General features: G+C 39.0%; 19 protein-coding genes. 5 read left to right on the top strand and 14 right to left on the bottom strand.

The features are described 5' to 3' along the window. Positions 1 to 127 precede the first annotated feature (127 nt). On the top strand, positions 128 to 2,137 hold the full coding sequence (locus tag AAG807_RS16075) for a urocanate hydratase (protein ID WP_341906145.1): 2,010 nt from the start codon (positions 128 to 130) through the stop codon (positions 2,135 to 2,137). A gap of 62 nt (positions 2,138 to 2,199) precedes the next feature. Here the strand turns inward: AAG807_RS16075 and AAG807_RS16070 are convergent, their stop codons facing one another. Both AAG807_RS16070 and AAG807_RS16065 read right to left on the bottom strand, forming a co-directional pair. Continuing rightward, complete coding sequence (locus AAG807_RS16070; protein ID WP_341906144.1) at positions 2,200 to 3,399, bottom strand: OmpA family protein; 1,200 nt, start codon at positions 3,397 to 3,399, stop codon at positions 2,200 to 2,202. Positions 3,400 to 3,470: 71 nt separating this feature from the next. Next, the gene (locus AAG807_RS16065) at positions 3,471 to 4,871 is read right to left on the bottom strand and encodes a DUF4403 family protein (protein WP_341906141.1); all 1,401 of its coding nucleotides are present in this window, start codon (positions 4,869 to 4,871) and stop codon (positions 3,471 to 3,473) included. 318 nt (positions 4,872 to 5,189) lie between these two features. On the opposite strand from AAG807_RS16065, the gene AAG807_RS16060 reads away from it, so the two are divergent. Continuing rightward, on the top strand, positions 5,190 to 5,408 hold the full coding sequence (locus AAG807_RS16060; RefSeq protein ID WP_341906138.1) for a hypothetical protein: 219 nt from the start codon (positions 5,190 to 5,192) through the stop codon (positions 5,406 to 5,408). 186 nt (positions 5,409 to 5,594) lie between these two features. Further along, positions 5,595 to 5,786, top strand: coding sequence for a hypothetical protein (locus tag AAG807_RS16055; RefSeq protein WP_341906135.1), 192 nt, complete (start codon positions 5,595 to 5,597; stop codon positions 5,784 to 5,786). A 160-nt stretch (positions 5,787 to 5,946) separates the two neighbouring features. Here AAG807_RS16055 and AAG807_RS16050 read toward each other — a convergent pair whose 3' ends face one another. The 6 genes from AAG807_RS16050 to asnB all read right to left on the bottom strand — a co-directional run bounded on the left by AAG807_RS16050 (position 5,947) and on the right by asnB (position 13,521). Beyond that, on the bottom strand, positions 5,947 to 8,175 hold the full coding sequence (locus tag AAG807_RS16050; protein ID WP_341906132.1) for an NADP-dependent isocitrate dehydrogenase: 2,229 nt from the start codon (positions 8,173 to 8,175) through the stop codon (positions 5,947 to 5,949). 201 nt (positions 8,176 to 8,376) lie between these two features. Next, on the bottom strand, positions 8,377 to 8,955 hold the full coding sequence (gene rdgB / locus AAG807_RS16045) for an RdgB/HAM1 family non-canonical purine NTP pyrophosphatase (RefSeq protein ID WP_341906130.1): 579 nt from the start codon (positions 8,953 to 8,955) through the stop codon (positions 8,377 to 8,379). Positions 8,956 to 8,984: 29 nt separating this feature from the next. Beyond that, positions 8,985 to 9,791, bottom strand: coding sequence for an AraC family transcriptional regulator (locus AAG807_RS16040; RefSeq protein ID WP_341906127.1), 807 nt, complete (start codon positions 9,789 to 9,791; stop codon positions 8,985 to 8,987). A 9-nt stretch (positions 9,792 to 9,800) separates the two neighbouring features. Further along, positions 9,801 to 10,619, bottom strand: coding sequence for an oxidoreductase (locus tag AAG807_RS16035; protein WP_341906124.1), 819 nt, complete (start codon positions 10,617 to 10,619; stop codon positions 9,801 to 9,803). Between the two features lie 106 nt (positions 10,620 to 10,725). After that, the gene (locus tag AAG807_RS16030; protein ID WP_341906121.1) at positions 10,726 to 11,601 is read right to left on the bottom strand and encodes an SRPBCC domain-containing protein; all 876 of its coding nucleotides are present in this window, start codon (positions 11,599 to 11,601) and stop codon (positions 10,726 to 10,728) included. A gap of 21 nt (positions 11,602 to 11,622) precedes the next feature. Further along, positions 11,623 to 13,521, bottom strand: a complete 1,899-nt coding sequence (asnB, locus tag AAG807_RS16025; protein WP_341906118.1) for an asparagine synthase (glutamine-hydrolyzing) — start codon at positions 13,519 to 13,521, stop codon at positions 11,623 to 11,625. Positions 13,522 to 13,712: 191 nt separating this feature from the next. Here asnB and AAG807_RS16020 point away from each other — a divergent pair, with 191 nt between their 5' ends. Both AAG807_RS16020 and AAG807_RS16015 read left to right on the top strand, forming a co-directional pair. Continuing rightward, positions 13,713 to 14,024 carry a GIY-YIG nuclease family protein gene (locus tag AAG807_RS16020; RefSeq protein ID WP_341906116.1) on the top strand — a complete coding sequence of 104 codons (312 nt, stop codon included), beginning with the start codon at positions 13,713 to 13,715 and terminating at the stop codon, positions 14,022 to 14,024. 112 nt (positions 14,025 to 14,136) lie between these two features. Continuing rightward, a complete protein-coding gene (locus AAG807_RS16015) occupies positions 14,137 to 14,307 on the top strand; it encodes a hypothetical protein (RefSeq protein WP_013685511.1) in 171 nt (56 codons plus the stop codon). 75 nt (positions 14,308 to 14,382) lie between these two features. Here the strand turns inward: AAG807_RS16015 and AAG807_RS16010 are convergent, their stop codons facing one another. The 6 genes from AAG807_RS16010 to AAG807_RS15985 all read right to left on the bottom strand — a co-directional run bounded on the left by AAG807_RS16010 (position 14,383) and on the right by AAG807_RS15985 (position 20,580). Continuing rightward, on the bottom strand, positions 14,383 to 14,952 hold the full coding sequence (locus AAG807_RS16010; RefSeq protein ID WP_341906113.1) for a pentapeptide repeat-containing protein: 570 nt from the start codon (positions 14,950 to 14,952) through the stop codon (positions 14,383 to 14,385). A gap of 178 nt (positions 14,953 to 15,130) precedes the next feature. Further along, positions 15,131 to 16,204, bottom strand: coding sequence for a glycosyltransferase (locus AAG807_RS16005; RefSeq protein ID WP_341906111.1), 1,074 nt, complete (start codon positions 16,202 to 16,204; stop codon positions 15,131 to 15,133). A 45-nt stretch (positions 16,205 to 16,249) separates the two neighbouring features. After that, complete coding sequence (locus AAG807_RS16000) at positions 16,250 to 17,467, bottom strand: glycosyltransferase (protein WP_341906109.1); 1,218 nt, start codon at positions 17,465 to 17,467, stop codon at positions 16,250 to 16,252. 57 nt (positions 17,468 to 17,524) lie between these two features. Next, the gene (locus tag AAG807_RS15995) at positions 17,525 to 18,457 is read right to left on the bottom strand and encodes an NAD-dependent epimerase/dehydratase family protein (protein WP_341906107.1); all 933 of its coding nucleotides are present in this window, start codon (positions 18,455 to 18,457) and stop codon (positions 17,525 to 17,527) included. A 2-nt stretch (positions 18,458 to 18,459) separates the two neighbouring features. Then, positions 18,460 to 19,581, bottom strand: coding sequence for an N-acetyl sugar amidotransferase (locus AAG807_RS15990; RefSeq protein WP_341906104.1), 1,122 nt, complete (start codon positions 19,579 to 19,581; stop codon positions 18,460 to 18,462). A 108-nt stretch (positions 19,582 to 19,689) separates the two neighbouring features. Then, the gene (locus tag AAG807_RS15985; protein WP_341906102.1) at positions 19,690 to 20,580 is read right to left on the bottom strand and encodes a glycosyltransferase; all 891 of its coding nucleotides are present in this window, start codon (positions 20,578 to 20,580) and stop codon (positions 19,690 to 19,692) included. Positions 20,581 to 20,583: the final 3 nt, after the last annotated feature.

The following is a 20,583-nucleotide window of genomic DNA, read 5'->3' as shown; positions in this document are numbered from 1 at the left end:
ATTGATCCGTAGAATAAGGGGCTATCTAAACAGGTAGCCCCTTATTGTTTTACGATAATCGAATTAAGCCTGGTCTATCTTTGGGTATAACGGTAGATTTCTTAATTTCGCAACATAAGTGTATTTTATGAATCTGAACGAATTTCAAAACGATATAACAGCAGGAATCCCTGTAACACTTCCTCCGAAGAAAGAGTATGAATTGGCAATCAATCATGCACCGAAACGCAAAGAGATTCTTTCCGAAGAAGAACGGATCCTGGCTTTAAAAAATGCATTAAGGTATTTTCCAACCGAACAGCATGCCGAACTTGCAGTGGAGTTTTCTGAAGAATTGGAGAAACGTGGCAGGATTTATATGTATCGCTTCAGACCGGATTATAAAATGTATGCTCGTCCGATCGATGAATACCCAGGGAAATCAATGCAGGCGAAGGCAATTATGCTCATGATCCAAAATAATCTGGATTATGCAGTTGCTCAACATCCGCACGAATTGATCACCTATGGTGGAAATGGCGCAGTTTTCCAAAATTGGATCCAGTATCGCTTGACGATGAAGTATCTGTCAGAAATGGAAGATGATCAAACTCTCGTGATGTATTCAGGACATCCACTGGGGCTTTTCCCTTCACACAAAGATGCTCCGCGCGTTGTGGTTACAAATGGAATGATGATCCCCAATTATTCGAAACCGGATGACTGGGAAAAATTCAATGCATTAGGAGTGACGCAATACGGTCAAATGACTGCCGGTTCTTATATGTATATCGGACCGCAAGGAATTGTTCATGGGACAACGATCACCGTTTTGAATGGTTTCCGGAAAATCAAGAAAAGTCCGGCTGGATCATTGTTTATTACATCAGGTTTGGGAGGAATGAGCGGTGCTCAACCGAAAGCTGGAACGATAGCGGGTTGTGTAACCGTTTGTGCAGAAGTGAATCCAAAGATTACACGGATCAGACATGAACAAGGTTGGATTCATGAAGTGATTGAAAATCTGGATGATCTGGTGAAAAGAGTGCGTGAAGCGCAATCAAATAAAGAAGTGGTATCCATTGCTTATTTAGGAAATGTGGTAGATGTCTGGGAGAAATTTGACCAGGAAAATTTACATATTGATCTGGGTTCGGATCAAACTTCACTTCACAATCCTTGGGCAGGAGGGTATTATCCGGTTGGGATCTCTTTCGAGGAGTCGAATCGGTTAATGGCTGAAGATCCTGACTTATTCAAGGCAAAAGTTCAAGAGACACTTATTCGTCACGCAAGTGCGATCAATGCACATACGGCGAAAGGAACTTACTTCTTTGATTACGGTAATGCATTTTTATTGGAAGCATCCCGAGCTGGAGCTGATGTAATGGCATCCAATGGAATCGATTTCAAATATCCTTCGTATGTTCAGGATATCATGGGACCGATGTGTTTTGATTATGGGTTTGGACCTTTTCGTTGGGTCTGTGCTTCCGGAAAACCGGAAGATTTGGAAAAGACAGATGCAATTGCCTGTGCAGTTTTGGAACTGATGAAACAACAAAGTCCGGAAGAGATTCAGCAACAGATGGCGGACAATATTCAATGGATCAAAGGTGCTCAGGAAAATAAACTGGTGGTTGGTTCCCAAGCACGGATCCTATATGCAGATGCAGAAGGAAGAATGAAAATTGCGTCTGCTTTCAACGAGGCTATTTCTAAAGGGATCATTGGTCCGGTTGTACTTGGTCGTGACCACCACGATGTTTCAGGAACGGATTCGCCTTATCGTGAAACTTCGAATATTTATGATGGTTCGCGATTCACTGCAGATATGGCAATCCAGAATGTGATCGGGGATGCTTTCCGCGGAGCTACTTGGGTTTCCATCCATAATGGAGGCGGAGTAGGTTGGGGAGAAGTCATCAACGGAGGTTTCGGAATGTTATTGGATGGTTCTTCAGATGCAGACAGAAGATTGAAGTCCATGTTGCATTGGGATGTGAACAATGGAATTGCACGAAGAAACTGGGCACGGAATGAAGGTGCTATTTTTGCCATTAAGAGAGCGATGGAGGCAGAACCTAAGTTGAAGGTGACTATTCCTGAGTTTGTGGATGAAACGCTCTTAAAACAGTTGAAAAGGGAGAATGGATAATTGAAAAGTATGGATTGTCTTAAAATTAGGAAATCCTCTTGTCAATTCTATACATTCTCAATTTAGAGTACTTTGATCTCGACCCTGCGGTTGCTCTGTTCTTCCGAAGCAAATTTTGCATTCGGGAAAATAGGCATTGTGTTACCATATCCGACAGTGGTCAAGCGGGTTTTATCGATTCCATTTTCAACTAAGTAGTGAGCGACCCTTTTTGCCCTCGCTTCCGATAATTTCTGAGCTTCAAATGTGTTCTCTCCGTTGGAATGTACGTGACCCTGAATTTCAATTTTGATTCCAGCGTTCAAGGCCAGGAAGTCTTTTAATCGTCTTAATTTAGGTTCTGCGCTTTGAAGAAATTCGGATGACCCCGGATAAAATTCGATTTCATCGATTTGCATGCTCTTTCCTTCACCCAGGGGTTCGATCCAAATGACAATTTCGGTCTCGGTATTCGCAGAGACAGGTTCCTCCCTGTCAACGAAAAAATAACCTTCGGCATCGATTTTCAATTGCACCTTGCCGGATTTATCAATAGAGAAACGGAAATCCGAACCTTGGTAAGCAGCAGTTATATCTTTGATTCCACTCAGCGTTAGATTGGAAATCACCGGTTTTCCCGTTTCATAATCCCGAACCAGAATAGAAAGACCTGCTTCATTTTTATCTGTCCTAAGATCCATCAGTTTTCCTCCTTCGGATGTTTCCTGAAGTTCTCCTGTAATAGGTTCGAAATCAAAATCTACTTCCATGAACTCCTTTACTTTTGGTGCACCAATAAAACAAATGATGATTTCTTTTCCGGCAACCAAATCAATTGGGTAAAGGGTATTCTGAGACACCACCAGTCCCAAGCCCAGTTCGGTGGTCGGTTTTGCAATAATTCGTCTGATTTCTGCAGAACCTTTCGCAATTTCTTCGCAAGGATACTTTGTTTCTCCTTCAAAGATGATCATCTGAATCGGTTCAGGACATGTTGCATGTAAAGTGAATCGCCCGTTGAAAGATGCTTTAAATGAACAGAATAAGGTGTTTTTTTCCTCGATGTTATTTAGTGAGGGATAAGCTTGAAAATCATTTGTTTTTCCACCTTTTCCGGAGAATTGCATCCGGTATTCGCCTATTTTCAATAGGTTCGTTGCACCGGTACAATCAGAAATAGCATCAGAGCTTTCGAGAACCTGTTGCCCAAACGCATTTGTAAAAAAGAAGGAAAGAAATAGTAGGAGAGTATATTTCATCGAATGCAAAGATAGTTTTTTCATCAATTTTGAAAAACCCCCTTTTTTTCTACTTTCTGAATGGATTGACTGAGCATACTAAATGTATTTTTTGGTTAGTATTTTACATTTAATTGGGCCTTCAAACAGGTTCGAAGATATAAATGCTCAGCTGTAGGGAAGATGTGGACAACTGTAACATCATGTGTTTTTCCTGATAAACTGAAATCGCCTACTTTCTTTTGAAGATTTTGGTCGATCATTTTACTCAGATCATTGAACTGATCCGTCAGATCCAGCTTGGTGGCTTTTTCAAGTTCTGAATAGATCCGGTTTGAAAATAACCATTTTGCACTTTTGAGAAGAATGCTTTTGGTCTTCAGATCGTATTCGAGTTTCGTGAGCTCCAATAGTTTGGTTTCGTTATTAAACTGTGGAACACCTTGTAAGTAGAGAACTCCTTTTTTTGTTCCACTGAATTGAATTGCCAAAACCAACCTGCTTTTGTCCAAGCCACTTACAGCAACAGAATTAAATTCAAAGTGATTTTTATTAAAATCGATGGTTTTTCCTTTTATCTGCTCGGTGAATAATTGTGAGATTGAATCATAATTCAGTTCAAAATCGGTAAACAGATCGAATGTGTCTTTTGGAGCACTTGAGACAATGTTTAATTTTGGAAGCTCGGTGGAAGGCGTTTTTATGGAATTCTGATTGAGGTACGTTTTGCAATTCAGGACCAAAGTCGTGTACAGTTTATTTTGATTTAAACGGGGTTTAACCAGGGAAAGTGAAATCGGTTCGAAATGGACATAGCCCAGATAAGGAATCTTGATCGATTGATTCATATCCTTCCACAAATCTTTCGCTTCTTTTTGGAAAGAAATAGTTGCCAATTGCTTATCCGTTTCATCACATTGTTTTTTCAAGGTCTTGCGGACCTCTTTGATCACTTCATCTGTGGCATCAAATCTGAACAAGGTCACTTCGCATGGATTCAAGGATTTTAATTCGTCAATACTTGTTTTTGTGTTCAAGCCATAATTCTCATCGATATTCAGTTCTGTAGCGAAACGAATGCGCAAGGAGGGTTTTTTCTCATTGATTCCGCAGGAAAAAGGAATAATCGGAGCGAGACAGATAGGGGTAGCGCTCAATAGGTCTGAACAGGCTGCGCAATATTCCATTTTAATCCAGTAAGAACCGTGTAATTCGGATAATAAATGGTTGTTGACAGTGGAAATATTGAAAGAATCCTTTTGGAATTCAAATTCATAGCGGATCCCATTGCACGGTTTGTCAGAACCCTTGGTAATAGCCGGAACTGTTTTATTGGCTTTTTTGAAGTAAGCAGAAAGATTGATTTCTATCGGCACTACAATGCTGTTGATTCCGGAATTGATTGCAGGTGGGGTATCCGTCAAGTTTACACTGGTTGGAGCTTCCGGTTGAATTGTACGACAAGAACTAATAAGAACCAGAAGAAAGAATCCAATTTTAAATTTTAGTACGCGCACAATGACGGAAATTTCATAATTGATTTTCCAAAATTAGTATTAACTTCAAGTTATGAATAAGATTTTTTATTTTGTAGTGGGTTTATTCGCCCTTGTATCCTGTCAGAAGTCGCAAACATGCACTTGTTCAGACGGTTATAGTTTCACGGTTAAAGCTTCCAAAAAAACGGCGAAGGATAGCTGTGAAAAATACTCAGATGAAATAATTGATTGTAAAATCAACTAGATTTTAATTAGCAGAGTTGTTCTATCTAAAAAAAAAAAGATTTATATTCGCGCTGTTAATTTATTTTTTGAAACCTTCATCTTAATTATTGTATGAAAAAATTTGTATTATTTGTTGCTGTTGTAGCAACTTTGGGATTGACTTCTTGTAAAAAAGATTGGACTTGTTCTTGTACTTATGATGGTGAGACTACGTCTTACGACATCAACGGGAAAACTAAGAAAGATGCTGAAGCAGAATGTGAAGGAAAAGCTTCTCTTGGTGGTATTACATTTACTACAGGTTCTAGCTGTACAACAAACAAAAAATAATAATTTTTGAAATTATTATGGGGCATTAGCCCACGAATGGTCGGAATTTTTTCCGACCATTTTTTTTGTTCCATTTGTTCAAAAAACGCACAGATTTTTTTTTGCTATTGCGGAATCAGTCCTCAGAAAAAAAACTATATTCGCGGTAATTAATTTTATTTAATAACCTTTCATCTTAAATTAAACATGAAAAAACTTATTATGGTTGCTGCTGTAGCAACATTCGCATTGGCTTCTTGCAAAAAAGATTACGTATGTACTTACACGGATTCTGATGGTGAAAAACACACAACTGATTACCCGGGATTGAACAAATCAGGAAAATCTGCTGCTGAAACAACTTGTGCTCTTTCAGGAGGAACGTTGTCTGAAAAATAATTAAGATATTCTCAGAATATCCTAATTAGTGGGAAATTAAAAGGGCTGTTTCATTGAAACAGCCCTTTTTTTGTCTTGTTGTCCCGAAACCGGACTCTTATTTTTAAACGACACTTCTGCTCATTAAAAGTGCCGAACTTTTTTCTGTTTATGAATTAAATCAAATTCCCGCAATAATTCCGTTGAATGTTTCACTTGGTCTCATAGCTTTGGTCGCCAATTCAAGCGTTGGTTTGTAATAACCACCAATAGTTACCGGGTGTCCCTGAGCACTTATCAATTCAGTATTAATTTTATTCTCATTATTGGATAAAGATTGGGCAACAGGTGTGAATTTTGCTTTCAGTTCTGCATCGTTATTTTGTGCAGCCAGTGCTTGCGCCCAATAAAGAGTTAAAAAGAAATGACTTCCACGATTATCGATCTCACCTACTTTTCTAGCGGGCGATTTATCGTTTTCCAAAAATTTCTCAGTTGCTGCATCCAAAGTCTCTGCTAAAACCTTCGCTTTTGCATTACCTGTAGTTTGCGCCATGTGTTCAAAGGAAACCGCCAAAGCCAAGAACTCACCAAGTGAATCCCAACGCAAATAACCTTCTTCCAGGAATTGCTCCACATGCTTGGGAGCGGAACCTCCGGCACCGGTTTCAAATAAACCTCCACCATTCATTAAAGGAACGATTGAAAGCATTTTAGCAGACGTACCAACTTCGAGAATCGGAAACAAATCTGTTAAATAGTCACGCAGCACGTTCCCACTTACTGAAATGGTATCCAAACCTTTCACAATGCGCTCCAACGTGAATTGGGTTGCTTGATCAGGAGAAAGGATACGAATATCTAATCCGGAAGTGTCGTGGTCTTTTAGATACAATTCCACTTTAGAGATCAATTCGGCATCGTGTGCACGATTTTTATCCAACCAGAATACGGCAGGAGTATTGCTTAAACGAGCTCTTGTAACAGCTAATTTTACCCAATCGCGAACTGGTGCATCTTTTGTCTGGCACATTCTCCAGATATCTCCGGCTTCAACAGCATGTTCCAATAGAACGGTACCATTTGCATCAACAACACGCACTTTACCATTTGCAGGAATCTGGAATGTTTTATCATGTGAGCCGTATTCCTCAGCTGCCTGAGCCATTAAACCGACATTTGGAACAGATCCCATGGTTGTCGGATCCAATGCTCCATGTTTTTTGCAAAAATCAAGAACTGTCTGATAAACTCCTGCATAAGATCTGTCAGGAATAATCATCAATGTATCCTGTAAGTTTCCTTCTTTGTTCCACATTTTACCGGAAGTCCGGATTGCCGCCGGAACGGAAGCATCTACAATGACGTCACTTGGAACGTGTAAATTGGTGATTCCTTTTTCAGAATTCACCATTGCAATAGCTGGATTCTTTGCGTAAACTGCATTGATATCCGCTTCAATTGCCGCTTTTTTATCTGCCGGAAGGGCTTCTATTTTAGCATACAAATCACCTAAACCGTTGTTAGGATTGATTCCCAATTGAGCAAATTCAGCAGCATGTTTTTCGAAAACATCTTTGAAATAAACGGAAACCACATTACCAAAGATAATCGGATCCGATACTTTCATCATGGTCGCTTTCAAGTGAACGGAAAGTAACAGGTTATTAGCTTTTGCTTCTTCAATCTCGGTTGCAATATAGTTGCGAAGCGCTTGTTGGCTCATTACAGAAGCATCAATGATTTCACCTGCTTTTAGCGATGTCTTATCTTTTAGAACCTTTGATGTTCCATCGTTTTGGATCAATTCGATTTTTACATCCGTAGCACTTGGAAGTACAACTGATTTTTCACTTCCGTAGAAATCGCCATTTGGCATACTAGCGACCTTGGTTTGTGAATCGGCTGACCACGCACCCATTGAATGGGGATGTTTCTTTGCGTAGTTTTTCACAGCTCTTGGGGCTCTACGATCTGAATTTCCTTCGCGAAGCACCGGATTTACAGCACTACCTTTAATTTTATCGTATTTGGCTTTCGCATTTTTTTCTTCCTCTGTTGCAGGAGATTCCGTATAATCAGGAATCTTGAATCCTAATGCCTGCAATTCTGCAATAGCATCTTTCAACTGTGGAATGGATGCGGAAATATTGGGAAGTTTAATAATATTTGCTTCAGGTGTTGTAGCTAATTTACCCAATTCAGACAATGAATCTGGAACACGTTGTTCAGCTGTCAGGTATTCCGGAAAGGTTGCCAGGATACGTGCCGCCAATGAAATATCTCTTGATTCCACTTCTATACCTGCCGTTGCAGCAAATGCCTTGACGATGGGTAAGAAAGAATACGTTGCTAAAGCTGGAGCTTCATCAGTAAGTGTATACAGAATTGTTGAATTTGAATCTGCCATAATTTGATTATTATAATTGATTATTGTGCTAAGAATCATTCCTAACCGACGATGGCAAATTTAAGGGTTGAAGATTGGATTGTCAATAAATAAGATAGTTAATTTTTAGGACTTTCCAATTGAGTAAACTGAATGGTGAATTTTAAAATTTAAACCGCTCTCTTTTAGTCTATTAATGATTGAACTGTTTGCTAATTTTCCTTATCCGATCCGCTTTAGGTAAACCATCATTTTTTCCAATGCTTTTGCACGATGACTCATTGCATTTTTTTCTTCAACACTCATTTCGGCAAATGTTTTATCGCTGCCATCGGGTAGAAAAATCGGATCGTAGCCAAAGCCTTGAGTTCCGCGTTTCTCATGGATGATTGTTCCGTCGATGCGTCCTTCAAAGACATGCACCTTATGATGGATATACAATGCAATAACGGTCGTGAAATGTGCACTTCGATCAGATTGGGTACTTAGTTTTTCCAATACCAAATCCATGTTGTCGTCAGGATTTCGCTGTTCGCCGGCATAGCGTGCTGAAAAAACTCCCGGTTCATTGTTCAAACTTGGAATGATTAATCCTGTATCGTCTGCAAAACAGGGAATATTCATTTTGTCAGCCAAAAAGGTGGCTTTTTGAATAGCATTTCCTTCAATGGTATCTTCTGTTTCCGGAATTTCGTCGTGAAAATGAATCTCTTTCAATGAAATTAGCTGAAAACCAAGAGGTAAAATCCCTTTGATCTCAGCAATCTTGTACGCATTGGAAGAAGCGAAAAGTAGTTTCATTTTTTTTTTTGAGTTAAGTTACATTTTTTCTAGGAATTAAAAACAGTAGAAGGATTGAAACCGAAATAATTTTTAAAAGAGTTTGAAAAGTGTGAGAAATTCTCAAATCCGACATGTAAATAAACATCAGAAGGTCTTAGGTTGGTTGATTGGAGCAGGTTTTTTGCTTCGACAAGCCGCTGTTGTTTCAACCATTTTTCAGGAGTTTCTCGAAATGTTTTGGAGAAATCACGTTTGAAAGTCGAAAGACTTCGACCGGAAAGGCGCGCAAACTCCACCAAGGGAATATTGAACAGGTAGTTTTTTTGCATAAATGCTTCCAAATCGATTTTGAAGGGTTCACTGAAATCAAATAGGAACCTATAAAATGATTGATCCAATCGAAGTAAAAGTTCCACAGCCTCTTCGGTTTTCAGCGTGGCCATTTTGGACGTGAAGAAATCGGGTTTTTCAAAATAGGGAAGAAGCGACTGGAAAAATCCTTTGATAAAAGATTCGTCAGGAATCTCGTACAAGGAGCTTCCACTGAAACGCTCTTGTGTCGGAATGTTATTCTGCAGGGCGAATTGCTGTAAAAACTCTTCGGTAAGGAAAATGGTGAATGATTTGAAAGGTCTTCCGTCCAATGCAGGATGTTTGCGGGTTTTCAAAAGAGTATTCCTACGTATGATTCCCATTTTACCTTCTTCGAAGAAGCGAGATCCTTCCGGAGTGAAGACTTCCATTTTCCCGGATATCACAATGCTCAATGCATGGTGAAGAACCAGTTGTTCTGTGCCAAAATGCTGTTCATGAACACAGGAGAATAGCATGTTTTCTTGGAGTTGATCTGCCATGGAGAATTCCTAATTTTTTGGAAGTTGGCTCAATAAGATCTTATCCATTGTTCTGTCCCCAAACCAACGACGGAAGAATAATACCGTTTTCGCCATGTATCCTCCCGAATAACGCGTTTTTGGCTTTCGGGCAGCGATTGCTTTTGATACCAGGCGCGAAATAACTTCAGGCTCCGCATTTTTTGAAATAGTTGTTTCAAATGCCTTTTTGAATTTATTCGCCATTTCACTGTAAGCGGTATTTTGGGTTGTCTTGGTCAGATTCTCATAAGCGATAGTCGCCCATTCTGATTTTACTCCTCCTGGTTCGATGACAACGACATCAATTCCAAATGGTTTCACTTCCGTGCGTAAGCTGTCACTCATTCCCTCTACGGCAAATTTACTTGCGTGATACCAAGCCCCGAAAGGAGTTGCTATTTTTCCTCCAATGGAAGAAATATTGATGATTTTTCCTGATTTCTGTTTGCGCATGGATGGAAGAACCAATTGAGTCATTCGAGCCAAACCAAAAACGTTGACATCCAATTGACGTTTTGCTTCCTCCATGGAAACATCTTCAATTGTTCCATAAGAACCATACCCGGCATTATTTACAAGCACGTCGATTCGACCTTCTTTATCTAAAATTGTTTGAACACACGATTGCATGGATTCATCGTTTGTAACATCTAACTCAATGGTTTTGACTCCTTTTTTGGTTAATTCTTTCAATAAATCAACTCTTCTTGCAGCACCATAAACAATATGTCCTTCTTTCGCTAGATCTTGTGCGAACACTTTCCCCATCCCTGAAGAAGCACCCGTAATTAAAATGACTTTTTTCATATACTTGAATTTATAGGACAAAGTTCGTTCTAATATACAGAAATGATTTTGGTTAGCGGCTCAAATTAGTTTGCTCAGCGGTTCATGTTTTCAGTTCTTTAGTGATCTATTTTTCACTCAATTCCTTCACTTTTTCCAAACTGATTGGAAATTTCTTTTTCATGAATTCAATGTGTGCGTTTGTTACATCCACCTCAACTTCCAATTCCGTTGTGTTTGCATTGATCTCCACTAAACGATAAACTTCGAAACAACCGGTCCAATGTCTGCTTTCGTTATCGATTTCCTGCTCCTCGCAGTCCTTCATACCCCCAACGTGTCTGAATACGATCAATGAATGCTCTTTATAGAACATCACGTCACTATACATTCCACTTCCGTTAGGTGTCAAAAAATGAACACGTGCGTTGGGAGCCAGATCGCCTTTGTAATGAGAGCCTTCACCAAAGGGAGCAGTCCAGATTTTATAACTTTCCTTATTCCAAAGAACCTCCCATACTTTTTCTTTTGTAGCATTGATGTTAATGGAAAAATGAAGTTTATCGATCAGATGGAGGTAATTCCGCAAGGAGTTTTTGATGATTGCATCCCATCCCATTTGAAAATTCTCCGGAGTGAAATTAGGTCCGGCATCAGAAAAGGATTCCACTCCCTCATGGGTTAAAGTTAATTTGGAATGGTTACTGTCGATCGATTCAACCAACCACGTTACGATGGAAGAGCCTTCCGATTGTTCGGGGTGCTCCCATGAATGCACAAATTTTTTACCTTCTTCCAATTCAAGAACGGTGCAGTGATGCAGGTACTTACGGGCTTCTGATTCATAGAAGTCAAAGCTTTCACCAACTTTCGTTGTGAAATGATGTATGTGAAAATACCATTTCTTGAAATGTGAAGGGTCTGTTATCGCTTCCCAAAGATCACGTGCAGAGACATCAAATTCCATCGTGGTTTTTATCGCCACATTCTTCATACTCTCCATAATCCCAGATTTAATTTGTTTTTATTTCCCCCACTTTTCAAACCACATCAGGTAAGAAAGCAGATACCATATTTTTACTCCAAATTCTTTTCTTCCGGCTAAAAATCCGCTTTTCAATTTTTCAATTTCTTTCCAGTTGAAGAATCCGGTTTCATTAATTTTATCTTCACAGAGATAAGTTTCCAACAGGTCGCGTAATTCGTTTTTTAACCAGGATTCGATTGGAATTGCAAAGCCCATTTTCGGTCGGTCCATTACTGACTTAGGAATATAATTATGGACAATTTCCTTTAAAAGCCATTTTTTGGAGCCATTCCGAAATTTCAATTCATCCGGTAATTGAGCAACGTATTCAATTAGTCTATGGTCCAACAAGGGTTCCCTGCTTTCCAAACTCACAGACATGGAAGCCCGATCCAATTTTTGGAGAATATCATCCAATAAATAGGTTTGATAATCCATTGCCTGAGCAAAAGCTAAGGGACTGTAGTTTTTCAATTCCTTGCTGTCAAAATAGGTGCTTAATTTTTCAAATCGCTTAGTGCAAAGACTGTTGATCTGCTCTTCGGTAAACAATTGACTAACGCTGAGCATGATATTTTGGTCACTCGTGTTCCGAAGAATGGATTTGGTTTTTTCGTACCGTTGGGCAAAGTTGTATTTGTTTTTTAGGACGGGAATGGAATTTGCGGAAACCAGGTCCATTACCCCAGCCATACTTTTTCGGGCAAATCCCGGAATTTTATTCAGTTTTTCTACGTATTTGAGAATCAATTCATACCGGTTATAACCGGCAAAAACTTCGTCACCACCATCTGCACTTAAAGCTACAGTGACATCCTGCTTCGCAATTTTTGAAACCAGGGTTGTCGGAATGGCACTTGAATCGGCAAAGGGTTCATCATAGAAATAAGGTAGTTGAGCAATCAGATCAATAGCATCCTGCGCTGTACATTCCGTTTCCGTATGATTTGTTTGTAACCGTTCTGCGATTTCTTTCGCATAAGGAGCTTCATTCAGACCAATGTCGGGGACTGAAATAGTAAATGTGCGCAACGCTTCCGTCCGATCCTTTTGCAAAAGGGCGGTTACACAAGTGCTGTCGTAGCCACCACTTAGGAATACACCAACCGGAACATCGGCAACCATGCGGTATTCGCATGCTGATTTCAAAATGCGTTCTGTTTCTTGTTTTGCATCTTCCGGAGAAATCACCAATTTGGGCTTATTGTAATAGTCATACACATTCCAATACGGTGTAGAATCGGTTTTGAAATCCTTCAGGGATGTTTTTATGTAATGACCAGGCTCCAATTTCGAACAATTCTCAAAAATACAATGTGGAGTAGGAACACTTCCATATTGTAAATAAGCTTGAACAGCTTGTGTACTTATTTTCTTCTCGAAATCTGCATGTTGGTGAAAAGCCTTTAATTCAGATGCAAAGAGAAACAATCCGTTCTTCTCATAAATAAATAAGGGCTTTACTCCGGCGCGATCCCTTGCAATAAATACTTCTTCGGATTTGGAATCATAAATAACAAAGGAAAACATTCCAATAAATCGATCAAGACATTTTTCACCCCATTCTGCGTAAGCATGCAAAATCATTTCAGTATCGGATTCTGCCAAAAAGGAATGACCTAGTTTTTCCAGTTCATTTTTGATTTCGGAAAAGTTATAGATCTCCCCATTAAAAACAATGGTGTATTGATTCCAGGACATGGGTTGTTTCCCCAATTCAGAAAGCTCCAATATTGCAAGTCTTCGGTGACCGAATCCGATTTTATATTCAGAAGTTCCTTGGATAAAAGTTCCGAATCCATCAGGACCACGATGCTCCAAAGCATGTGTCATATCTTCCAGGTCTTGTTCTGAAGAAGCTCCGTTGAAGTCAATAAATCCAGCTATTCCGCACATGTCCTTTTCTTGTTTTTATCCACTTTTGAGTAGCAAGTAAAGATAGGTAAAAACTAGCTGATTTAACAGGGAGATTTTTCTTTTATTGTGCCTTCGACTGCGCTCAGTCACCTTTAAAAGGTCACTATTTTTGCTGATAAAAATATTTTTCAGTATCTTAAGTAGAAACAAGAAATTGAATGACTTGCTTTATGTACATATTACTTTGTTCAAATAATAGTTATTATACTGGAAGCACGAAAGATTTAGATAAAAGACTAGAGGAGCATCAATTTGGATTAGGGTCGAATCATACTCGGAAATATGGACCGGTAGAACTAATTTATTTTGAAGAATTTGATCGAATTGATTTTGCATTTTACAGGGAAAAACAAATTCAAGGATGGAGTCGTAGTAAAAAGCAAGCTTTAATTGAAAATCGGAAGAATGACTTAAAAATGTTAGCTGAATGCAGAAATAAAACACACTTTAGCTTAAGTAGATTAGATAAACAAGGTGACTGAGCGTAGTCGAAGTCCCTTGTTAAAAACTCTGCTCATAAGTCATGAATACCGCATTATAATTGATCGCAGGATATTCCCTAACTTTCAAAGTTCATTTTAAACCCTTCAAAAAATGGAAAACACACAAAAATTACAAGAAGAAATCACAGTGCTGGAAGCACAGTTGACGGGTGACATGTTTGCAGATATGGACATCAAAGACAAAATCCATAACTTGAAAATGCAGGTAGAGGGAGTTCGTCCAATGGACAGCTACATCGAATGTGTTGGTTGTGGTTCTTAACAATTGAGGATTTTACAGTTGAGTCCCAATGACTCTAGTGATAAAAAGGTGGTCAGAGTTGGTCACCTTTTTTAGTTAGTCAATTTGTAACTGATACTTATTCAATAGTCCGGCCAAACCATTCACTGAAAATTTTGCTTTCTTCACTTTATTGTTTTCCGGATCGATTGAAAAGTTGGATGCAGTTCTGAAATCAGCTTTCTCTAAGTTGGTTCTTTCGAAAGTTGCATGCATCAGATCACAATCGGTAAACACACCATCACTTAAATCAGATTCGGTAAAATCAACTTCCTGAAGTTGGCAACCCTGAAATTTTATTTTGGGTAAACGACATTTATAGAAAGAGGAATGATTCAAGGTACAATTCTCAAAATAGAGTGAAAGTCCGAATTGATTTGCTATATCGAACCGCAATCCTAATAATTTGCAATGGATGAAATTGATATCTTGAAATGAGGTATTGGAAATTGAACTGACACTCAGGTTGCATTCGTAAAATTCGCAGTCGATGAATTTGAATTTCGAGAAATTGGTATTTGAAAAATCACAGTGTTTGAACGTGCAATTTTCATAATCACCCGGTTCCAGATCAGATTGGTTGGAATTGAGCTTACTGAATGTTTGGTCTGAATGAAGAGTTCCCATAAATGAATTAAAAAGTCAAAAGTCAAAATGCAAAATGCAAAAGTGAAAAAGTTCAAATAGATTGTACTAAATAGTCTCGAATTCTGAACCTTTTGAACCCTTTTCACTTTTTTGAACCGAGTAAAAAGAGCAACCTCAAAGGTACCTGATTTTTTTAATGGATCGACGAAAGAATGACTTATTGAACCAATTTTAAATAGTTTTCCTTCCAAACATCCACGCTCCAGTTTTTTTGAATGGACCCTATTGCCTTTTTTCCAAATTCGATTCGTAATTGCTCGTTCTCCAATAATATTCGGAGTGCGTGTTCCCATTCGTCGGTAGTTTCTGCAATGAATCCATTCTCTTCGTGTTGAATGATCTTCGTGTTTACACCTACCGGGGAAATAATGCTTGCCATTCCGAGTGCCATGTATTGCAATGCTTTGAATCCACATTTCCCTTCTGACCAGGCATCCAAAACAAGCGGCATAATCCCGATCTGGATTTCTGCCAAATCTTCAATTTCCGTTTCTTCTTTCCAATCCATGTAAACCAAAGAGTTCAGTTCGTAATTGGGTTTTTTATTTGAAATGACTTTGAACCGGAACTCAAATTCGTTTTCCAATTTACGTAAAATGGGTACGACAAAATCCAGGTAATGCATGGTCGAATGTGTTCCGGTCCAACCGATCACCAAGGGTTTGTGCTCTTGGTTGACCAATTTGGTGTGTTGGTTTTGAGTGTCAATTGTTGTGGGGATCACCTCTACGTTCGAATTGAAAGCACGTGCATAATCTGCTAAAAAATCATTGCCTGCACTTACTTTCGATGCCCATTTGATGAGGTAATGTACTTTCCAATAGCACTTCAATTTTTGAAAGCGTGCATTCGCAGAACTGTAATTCGGAATCCAAATGGCATCATCGAAGTCGTAAACGTATTTTTTGCGCATGATTTTTACTAGGATCCATTCGAAAACCGGGGGACCAAGATGTGTCATTTCCCGGTGCATGAATAGGTGTTTTGCTCCGATCAATTGAAATAAAAGAATCCAACGACGAAGAAAATTGTAGTTTAAGTCCAGGAATTTCTGAATGAAATGGCCTTTCTTGTAAAGTCTTTCCCAGCTTTTCGGGGTGTGAAAGGAATGATAACGAATCTCAAAATCGTTTTCCTCCAAAAAAGACAGATATTGCTCGAATCGAAAGCGCTGTGAAGGTGCTTCTCCTTTTGGATATGGGGCAATGATATGGAGCTTTTTCAATTTCACAGGAGCAAAAATGAGCTTTTTTTTTGAGATTACAGGTAAAGAAAATTATCCGACAAATTTGTCGTAAATGGTGAAATACGATTCAACCCCGCGATCCAAACCAAAATATTCTTTCGCTCCCAGCATGGTTCTTTCTCTGTCAAAAGTTGGAAAGTCCAAAGTGAAGGAGGAGAGAGTTTCTTCCGTTGTGTCTTTTAGAACCAATCCGGAACTATAACGCATCACAATTTCATCGGTGTCACCAACTCCGGCATTACAGATCAATGGAATCCCCATTGCCATTATTTCCCCTTGTTTCGTTGGGGAAGAAGCTTTTTTTGAAAAACTGGGACGAATAAAAAAGATGGAACAATCGAAAAGGGAGATGAAACAAGGAACTTTATGATGCTGGGTTGCCACAACCCGGATTGAATCGGCTGCTATCCCGAGATTTTCAGCTTCCGATTGAATGGTTGAAGGAGATTCTTTCGTTACGAAAAGAAAAACGGCATGGGGCTTTAACTGAAGGATGTGTTTGAAAGACAAGAGCATTTCCCTCAATTGATACCAAGTTCCAATAGAACCGACGTAACCCACAATGTATTTGTCAGTCAAATGATACTCGAACTTTTTTTTGTGGATGAGATCGGAGTCTGTTTTTTGGGGATTGAAGAGTTTTAAGTCTACACAACAAGGAATAACCTGAATTTTTTCGGGAGTAACTGCGTTTAAATTCCAGGATAAGATTTCGGATTTCCCAACTTCAGTCAAACTGACAATTGCATCACTTTCTTCAAAGTAGCTGCGTTCTTTCTTTTTGAAGTAGTTGTAAATGGTTTTGAACAAGGGGTTTTTCAGATTCCAGATTCCGCCTTCTACTCGTTCATCCGCCCAAAAACCGCGCATATCGAAAAGGAATTTCACCCCTTTTTCTTTCTTGAGTTTCAATCCGATCAAAGCGCTGATATAACTTCTGCAATGAACCAGTTGAAAGCATTTTTCCTGGTGCAGGACAAAGGCATTCTTTTTCATTTTTCGGATATCCAGAATAGTTGAAAGGACAGGTGGTTTTTTGGTATAGCTAAGTGGTTTCCAATGAATGTTGTTTTCATTACAAAGCGCTTCTATTTTTGCTTTTTCCTGAGAATACCGATCCGGTTTTTCAAAACTGATAAGCGTCAAATGAAATCCTCTTTTACTTAACCCGATCAAATAGGGCAATACCTGGCTTTGTCCTAGGGGATCAGTCATACCATCGTATGACAAGTAAAGCACATTCTTCATTTCAGGTTTCAGTTAAATGCGAGAGGACAACTAATTAACCTCATGTCAAGTTACGGTTTAAATCAGATTATTCAAAATATTCTGAATCCCATCTTCCAGACTAGTGAAGGGTTTCCCTAACAAAGTATTCATCTTTTCGATATCGGGTTGTCTTCTCGTCATATCACCTTCTTCCAATGGCGGTAAATGAACAATTTTCGATTTGGAATTCGTCAGTCGAATAATCAATTCGGCCAGTTCCATAATCGTTACGATCTTTCCGTTTCCGATATTGGCAACATCGTTGATTACCAGATCAGATTCCATGGCTTTTGTGCAAGCATCCAAATGGTCTTCAATGTAGCAGAATGTTCTGGTTTGTGAACCGTCCCCATAGACTGGAATATCTTGATTTGCCAATGCCAGACGAATGAAGCGCGACATGACAAAGTCGGTACTTTGTTTTGGTCCGTAGGTATTGAAGAATCGGAAGATGGTATAATCCAATCCATATTCCTGCTGATAAGAACGCAAATAAGATTCACCGACATTTTTCACCACGGCGTAAGGCAATCGCGAGTTTAATGGCGTTATAGTCTCATGTTGCGGCAAATGAACAGGTTCTCCATAAACCTCCGAAGAAGAGGCATAAAACACACGCTTAACTCCGGTTCGTTTGGAAAGATCCAAAATATTTCGAATCCCATGAATGTCATCCAACACCATGATGGGATTTTCCAGTGTTCGTTTTACTCCTACAACAGCAGCATAATGAAATACGTAATCAAAGTTATACAAGCTGAAAACAGGAGCGATGTCATCAAAATTATTGACATCTCCATGTATGAACTTGCAATTCTCATGCTGTGGAATATTTTCTTTTTTTCCGGTAAGAAAATTATCAACCAGTACGACGAAGTAATCCGGATTTTGCAGCAACCTGTCAGCAAGAGAAGAAGGTATAAAACCTGCTCCACCGGTAATAAGAATGTTTTTTTTTGACTGGATCATTGTCATTTTTTTGGAAATAATAAGTGATAAACGCTATAGACGAAATTAATCCGCTTTTTTGAATTTGGAAAGTTTTTATACGTCAAAGGTGGTTGCTTGAGTATTAAATCAAAGTCTTCCAACGAAATTTGTAATTTTTTGCAGATAAAGCGCTTCTCTTTTTCCAGTGTCTCCGGATTGTAAGGTAGCGCTTTAAGCTTTTCCAAAGCTTCATCACGGGTAATTTGATTGGAGCAAATTTGAGTGGAGAAAGTAGCTAAACGATAATCAAACCCATATTTTACAGGCATGATATACGACTGCCAAAAACCAGTATAGCGTGATTCCTGGTGTTTTCTGTCCGGAAACTGGCATCCTAATTCCTTTTCTAGAATTAATCGTGCTTCATCTTTGTTATAATCGATGAAATTCAAGGGGTAATGGGTCTTAACTCCTTTGATCATCTTGAAATAGAATTCTTGCCAAAGTCCGAAACCGGGTGTTTTTTTGCGTTTGATACTGCTGTATTTCTGCACAATATACCGATAGAGTTTCATATCCTTCATGACATGATATCCCCATTGAAGTGGCAAAATCCCTTCTGAAGAGTAATTGCCGCCGGAAAGGATAGTTTTCACGCCATATTTTGTCGCTAATTGATGAAGAGCGGCTGGAATTGCCAGGTCGGTTGGAATTTCAATATCTACTATGGAGGACTTCAGAAAAGCCAGTTGAATTTCTCTGAATTCAGACCAATCAAGTACAACCGTTTCCAAATCCAGCTCCAATTTTACTGCAATGGTTTGGATATTTTGAACAGCTAGTTCCGTATTCCATCCGTTATCCAAATGAACCAAAAGCGGATTCAACCCATTTATTTTTGCGTAGTATGCAGTGTAACAGCTATCCACTCCGCCACTGATACCAATAATCGAGTCGTATGATTTTCCTTTTCCTTTGGATTTGATCTGATCAATCAGATTCCGAACCTTCTCATTATTTTTCTTCGAGTCATCAAAAAGTGGCCTTATTCGGGAAATGTAATCGGAACAATGGTTACAGGTGCCATCTTCATTGAACACAATATCAGGATCACTCGTATCCATAACGCATCTCACGCACTGTTGATATTGGGAATCAAGCATCTTGCAAAATTAATAGCATCTATGGATGAAAGAACATTTTTGTTGACTAAAAAATAAGTAGAAGTGTTGAACGAATATTTGACAAGGTTAAATGAAAGTTTCGTGAAATTAAAGGATCAAATGTTTCAATGTAGCCCAGAAAACACGTTGTTTTAACGCACTTTTATGTTCGCGGATTGCTTTTCTCAAATAAAAGAAACCTTTTCGCTTGTGGTCGTTGTATGCTAAATCAACAGCTAAGATTAAGTAGTTTCTCATCACGAAATAGTGATAATCGGCATCCAAAAACTCTTTTAAAGCTTGATTTTCGTCAATATATTTTAAGAATGTAAGAAACCGGGTCTCTAACTTAATAGGATCGGTCATGGTGTTTACGCTTCTTTCGTCGTGCTGGATCAAAAAAGAAGTGATTTCAGCCGATTGATGGAACGGATATTTGGCTAGTAGGCGCAACCACAATTCGTAATCTTCACTGGCACTTAGAGCACGATCTTCAATGAATGGATTTTCCAGTGCAATGTCTTTGCGCACAATTACCGGATTACACGCCAGGTAATTGCCTTCAATTAGAAAATTCTTCCGTTGTTTTTGACCATTGGAGTAGGAAGATTGAACAGGAGTTGTTTTCCCGCTCATTCCGTCTTTGATCTGGTACATCAGATTCAAAACTTCCGGGTATTGGTGTTTGGAAGCTAATTCTTTGGCGGATGCTACGTGTTTTTCAAGCATTTCATCATCGCTGTCGAACCAATTGATGTAATCTCCGTTTGCCAGCTCTGTTCCTCGATTTCTTGCCGCACCACGTTCACTATTCCGGATACGTAAATAACGGACCTTTTCAGATAGGTATGGTTGCAGGATTTCTTCCGTATTGTCCGTGCTTCCGTCATCAATGATAATCACCTCGAAATCATCACACGTTTGGTTCAAAACGTTTTTGAGCGTACTTTCAATTAAATGAGCACGATTGTATGTTGGTATAACGATGGTGAGAAACATGAA

It is taken from the genome of Fluviicola taffensis DSM 16823, from assembly GCF_943372375.1.
Lineage (GTDB): Bacteria > Bacteroidota > Bacteroidia > Flavobacteriales_D > Crocinitomicaceae > Fluviicola > Fluviicola taffensis_A.
The sequence above is the reverse complement of the archived record's forward strand: the minus strand, read 5'-3'. Positions and strand labels throughout refer to the sequence as shown.

Bases quoted from the DNA above. Each gene is read 5' to 3' on its own strand.
- AAG807_RS16075 (WP_341906145.1), top strand. From the start codon at position 128: ATGAATCTGAACGAATTTCAAAACGATATAACAGCAGGAATCCCTGTA.
- AAG807_RS16070 (WP_341906144.1), bottom strand. From the start codon at position 3,399: ATGAAAAAACTATCTTTGCATTCGATGAAATATACTCTCCTACTATTT.
- AAG807_RS16060 (WP_341906138.1), top strand. From the start codon at position 5,190: ATGAAAAAATTTGTATTATTTGTTGCTGTTGTAGCAACTTTGGGATTG.
- AAG807_RS16055 (WP_341906135.1), top strand. From the start codon at position 5,595: ATGAAAAAACTTATTATGGTTGCTGCTGTAGCAACATTCGCATTGGCT.
- AAG807_RS16050 (WP_341906132.1), bottom strand. From the start codon at position 8,175: ATGGCAGATTCAAATTCAACAATTCTGTATACACTTACTGATGAAGCT.
- rdgB (WP_341906130.1), bottom strand. From the start codon at position 8,955: ATGAAACTACTTTTCGCTTCTTCCAATGCGTACAAGATTGCTGAGATC.
- AAG807_RS16040 (WP_341906127.1), bottom strand. From the start codon at position 9,791: ATGGCAGATCAACTCCAAGAAAACATGCTATTCTCCTGTGTTCATGAA.
- AAG807_RS16035 (WP_341906124.1), bottom strand. From the start codon at position 10,619: ATGAAAAAAGTCATTTTAATTACGGGTGCTTCTTCAGGGATGGGGAAA.
- AAG807_RS16030 (WP_341906121.1), bottom strand. From the start codon at position 11,601: ATGGAGAGTATGAAGAATGTGGCGATAAAAACCACGATGGAATTTGAT.
- asnB (WP_341906118.1), bottom strand. From the start codon at position 13,521: ATGTGCGGAATAGCTGGATTTATTGACTTCAACGGAGCTTCTTCAGAA.
- AAG807_RS16020 (WP_341906116.1), top strand. From the start codon at position 13,713: ATGTACATATTACTTTGTTCAAATAATAGTTATTATACTGGAAGCACG.
- AAG807_RS16015 (WP_013685511.1), top strand. From the start codon at position 14,137: ATGGAAAACACACAAAAATTACAAGAAGAAATCACAGTGCTGGAAGCA.
- AAG807_RS16010 (WP_341906113.1), bottom strand. From the start codon at position 14,952: ATGGGAACTCTTCATTCAGACCAAACATTCAGTAAGCTCAATTCCAAC.
- AAG807_RS16000 (WP_341906109.1), bottom strand. From the start codon at position 17,467: ATGAAGAATGTGCTTTACTTGTCATACGATGGTATGACTGATCCCCTA.
- AAG807_RS15995 (WP_341906107.1), bottom strand. From the start codon at position 18,457: ATGATCCAGTCAAAAAAAAACATTCTTATTACCGGTGGAGCAGGTTTT.
- AAG807_RS15990 (WP_341906104.1), bottom strand. From the start codon at position 19,581: ATGCTTGATTCCCAATATCAACAGTGCGTGAGATGCGTTATGGATACG.
- AAG807_RS15985 (WP_341906102.1), bottom strand. From the start codon at position 20,580: ATGTTTCTCACCATCGTTATACCAACATACAATCGTGCTCATTTAATT.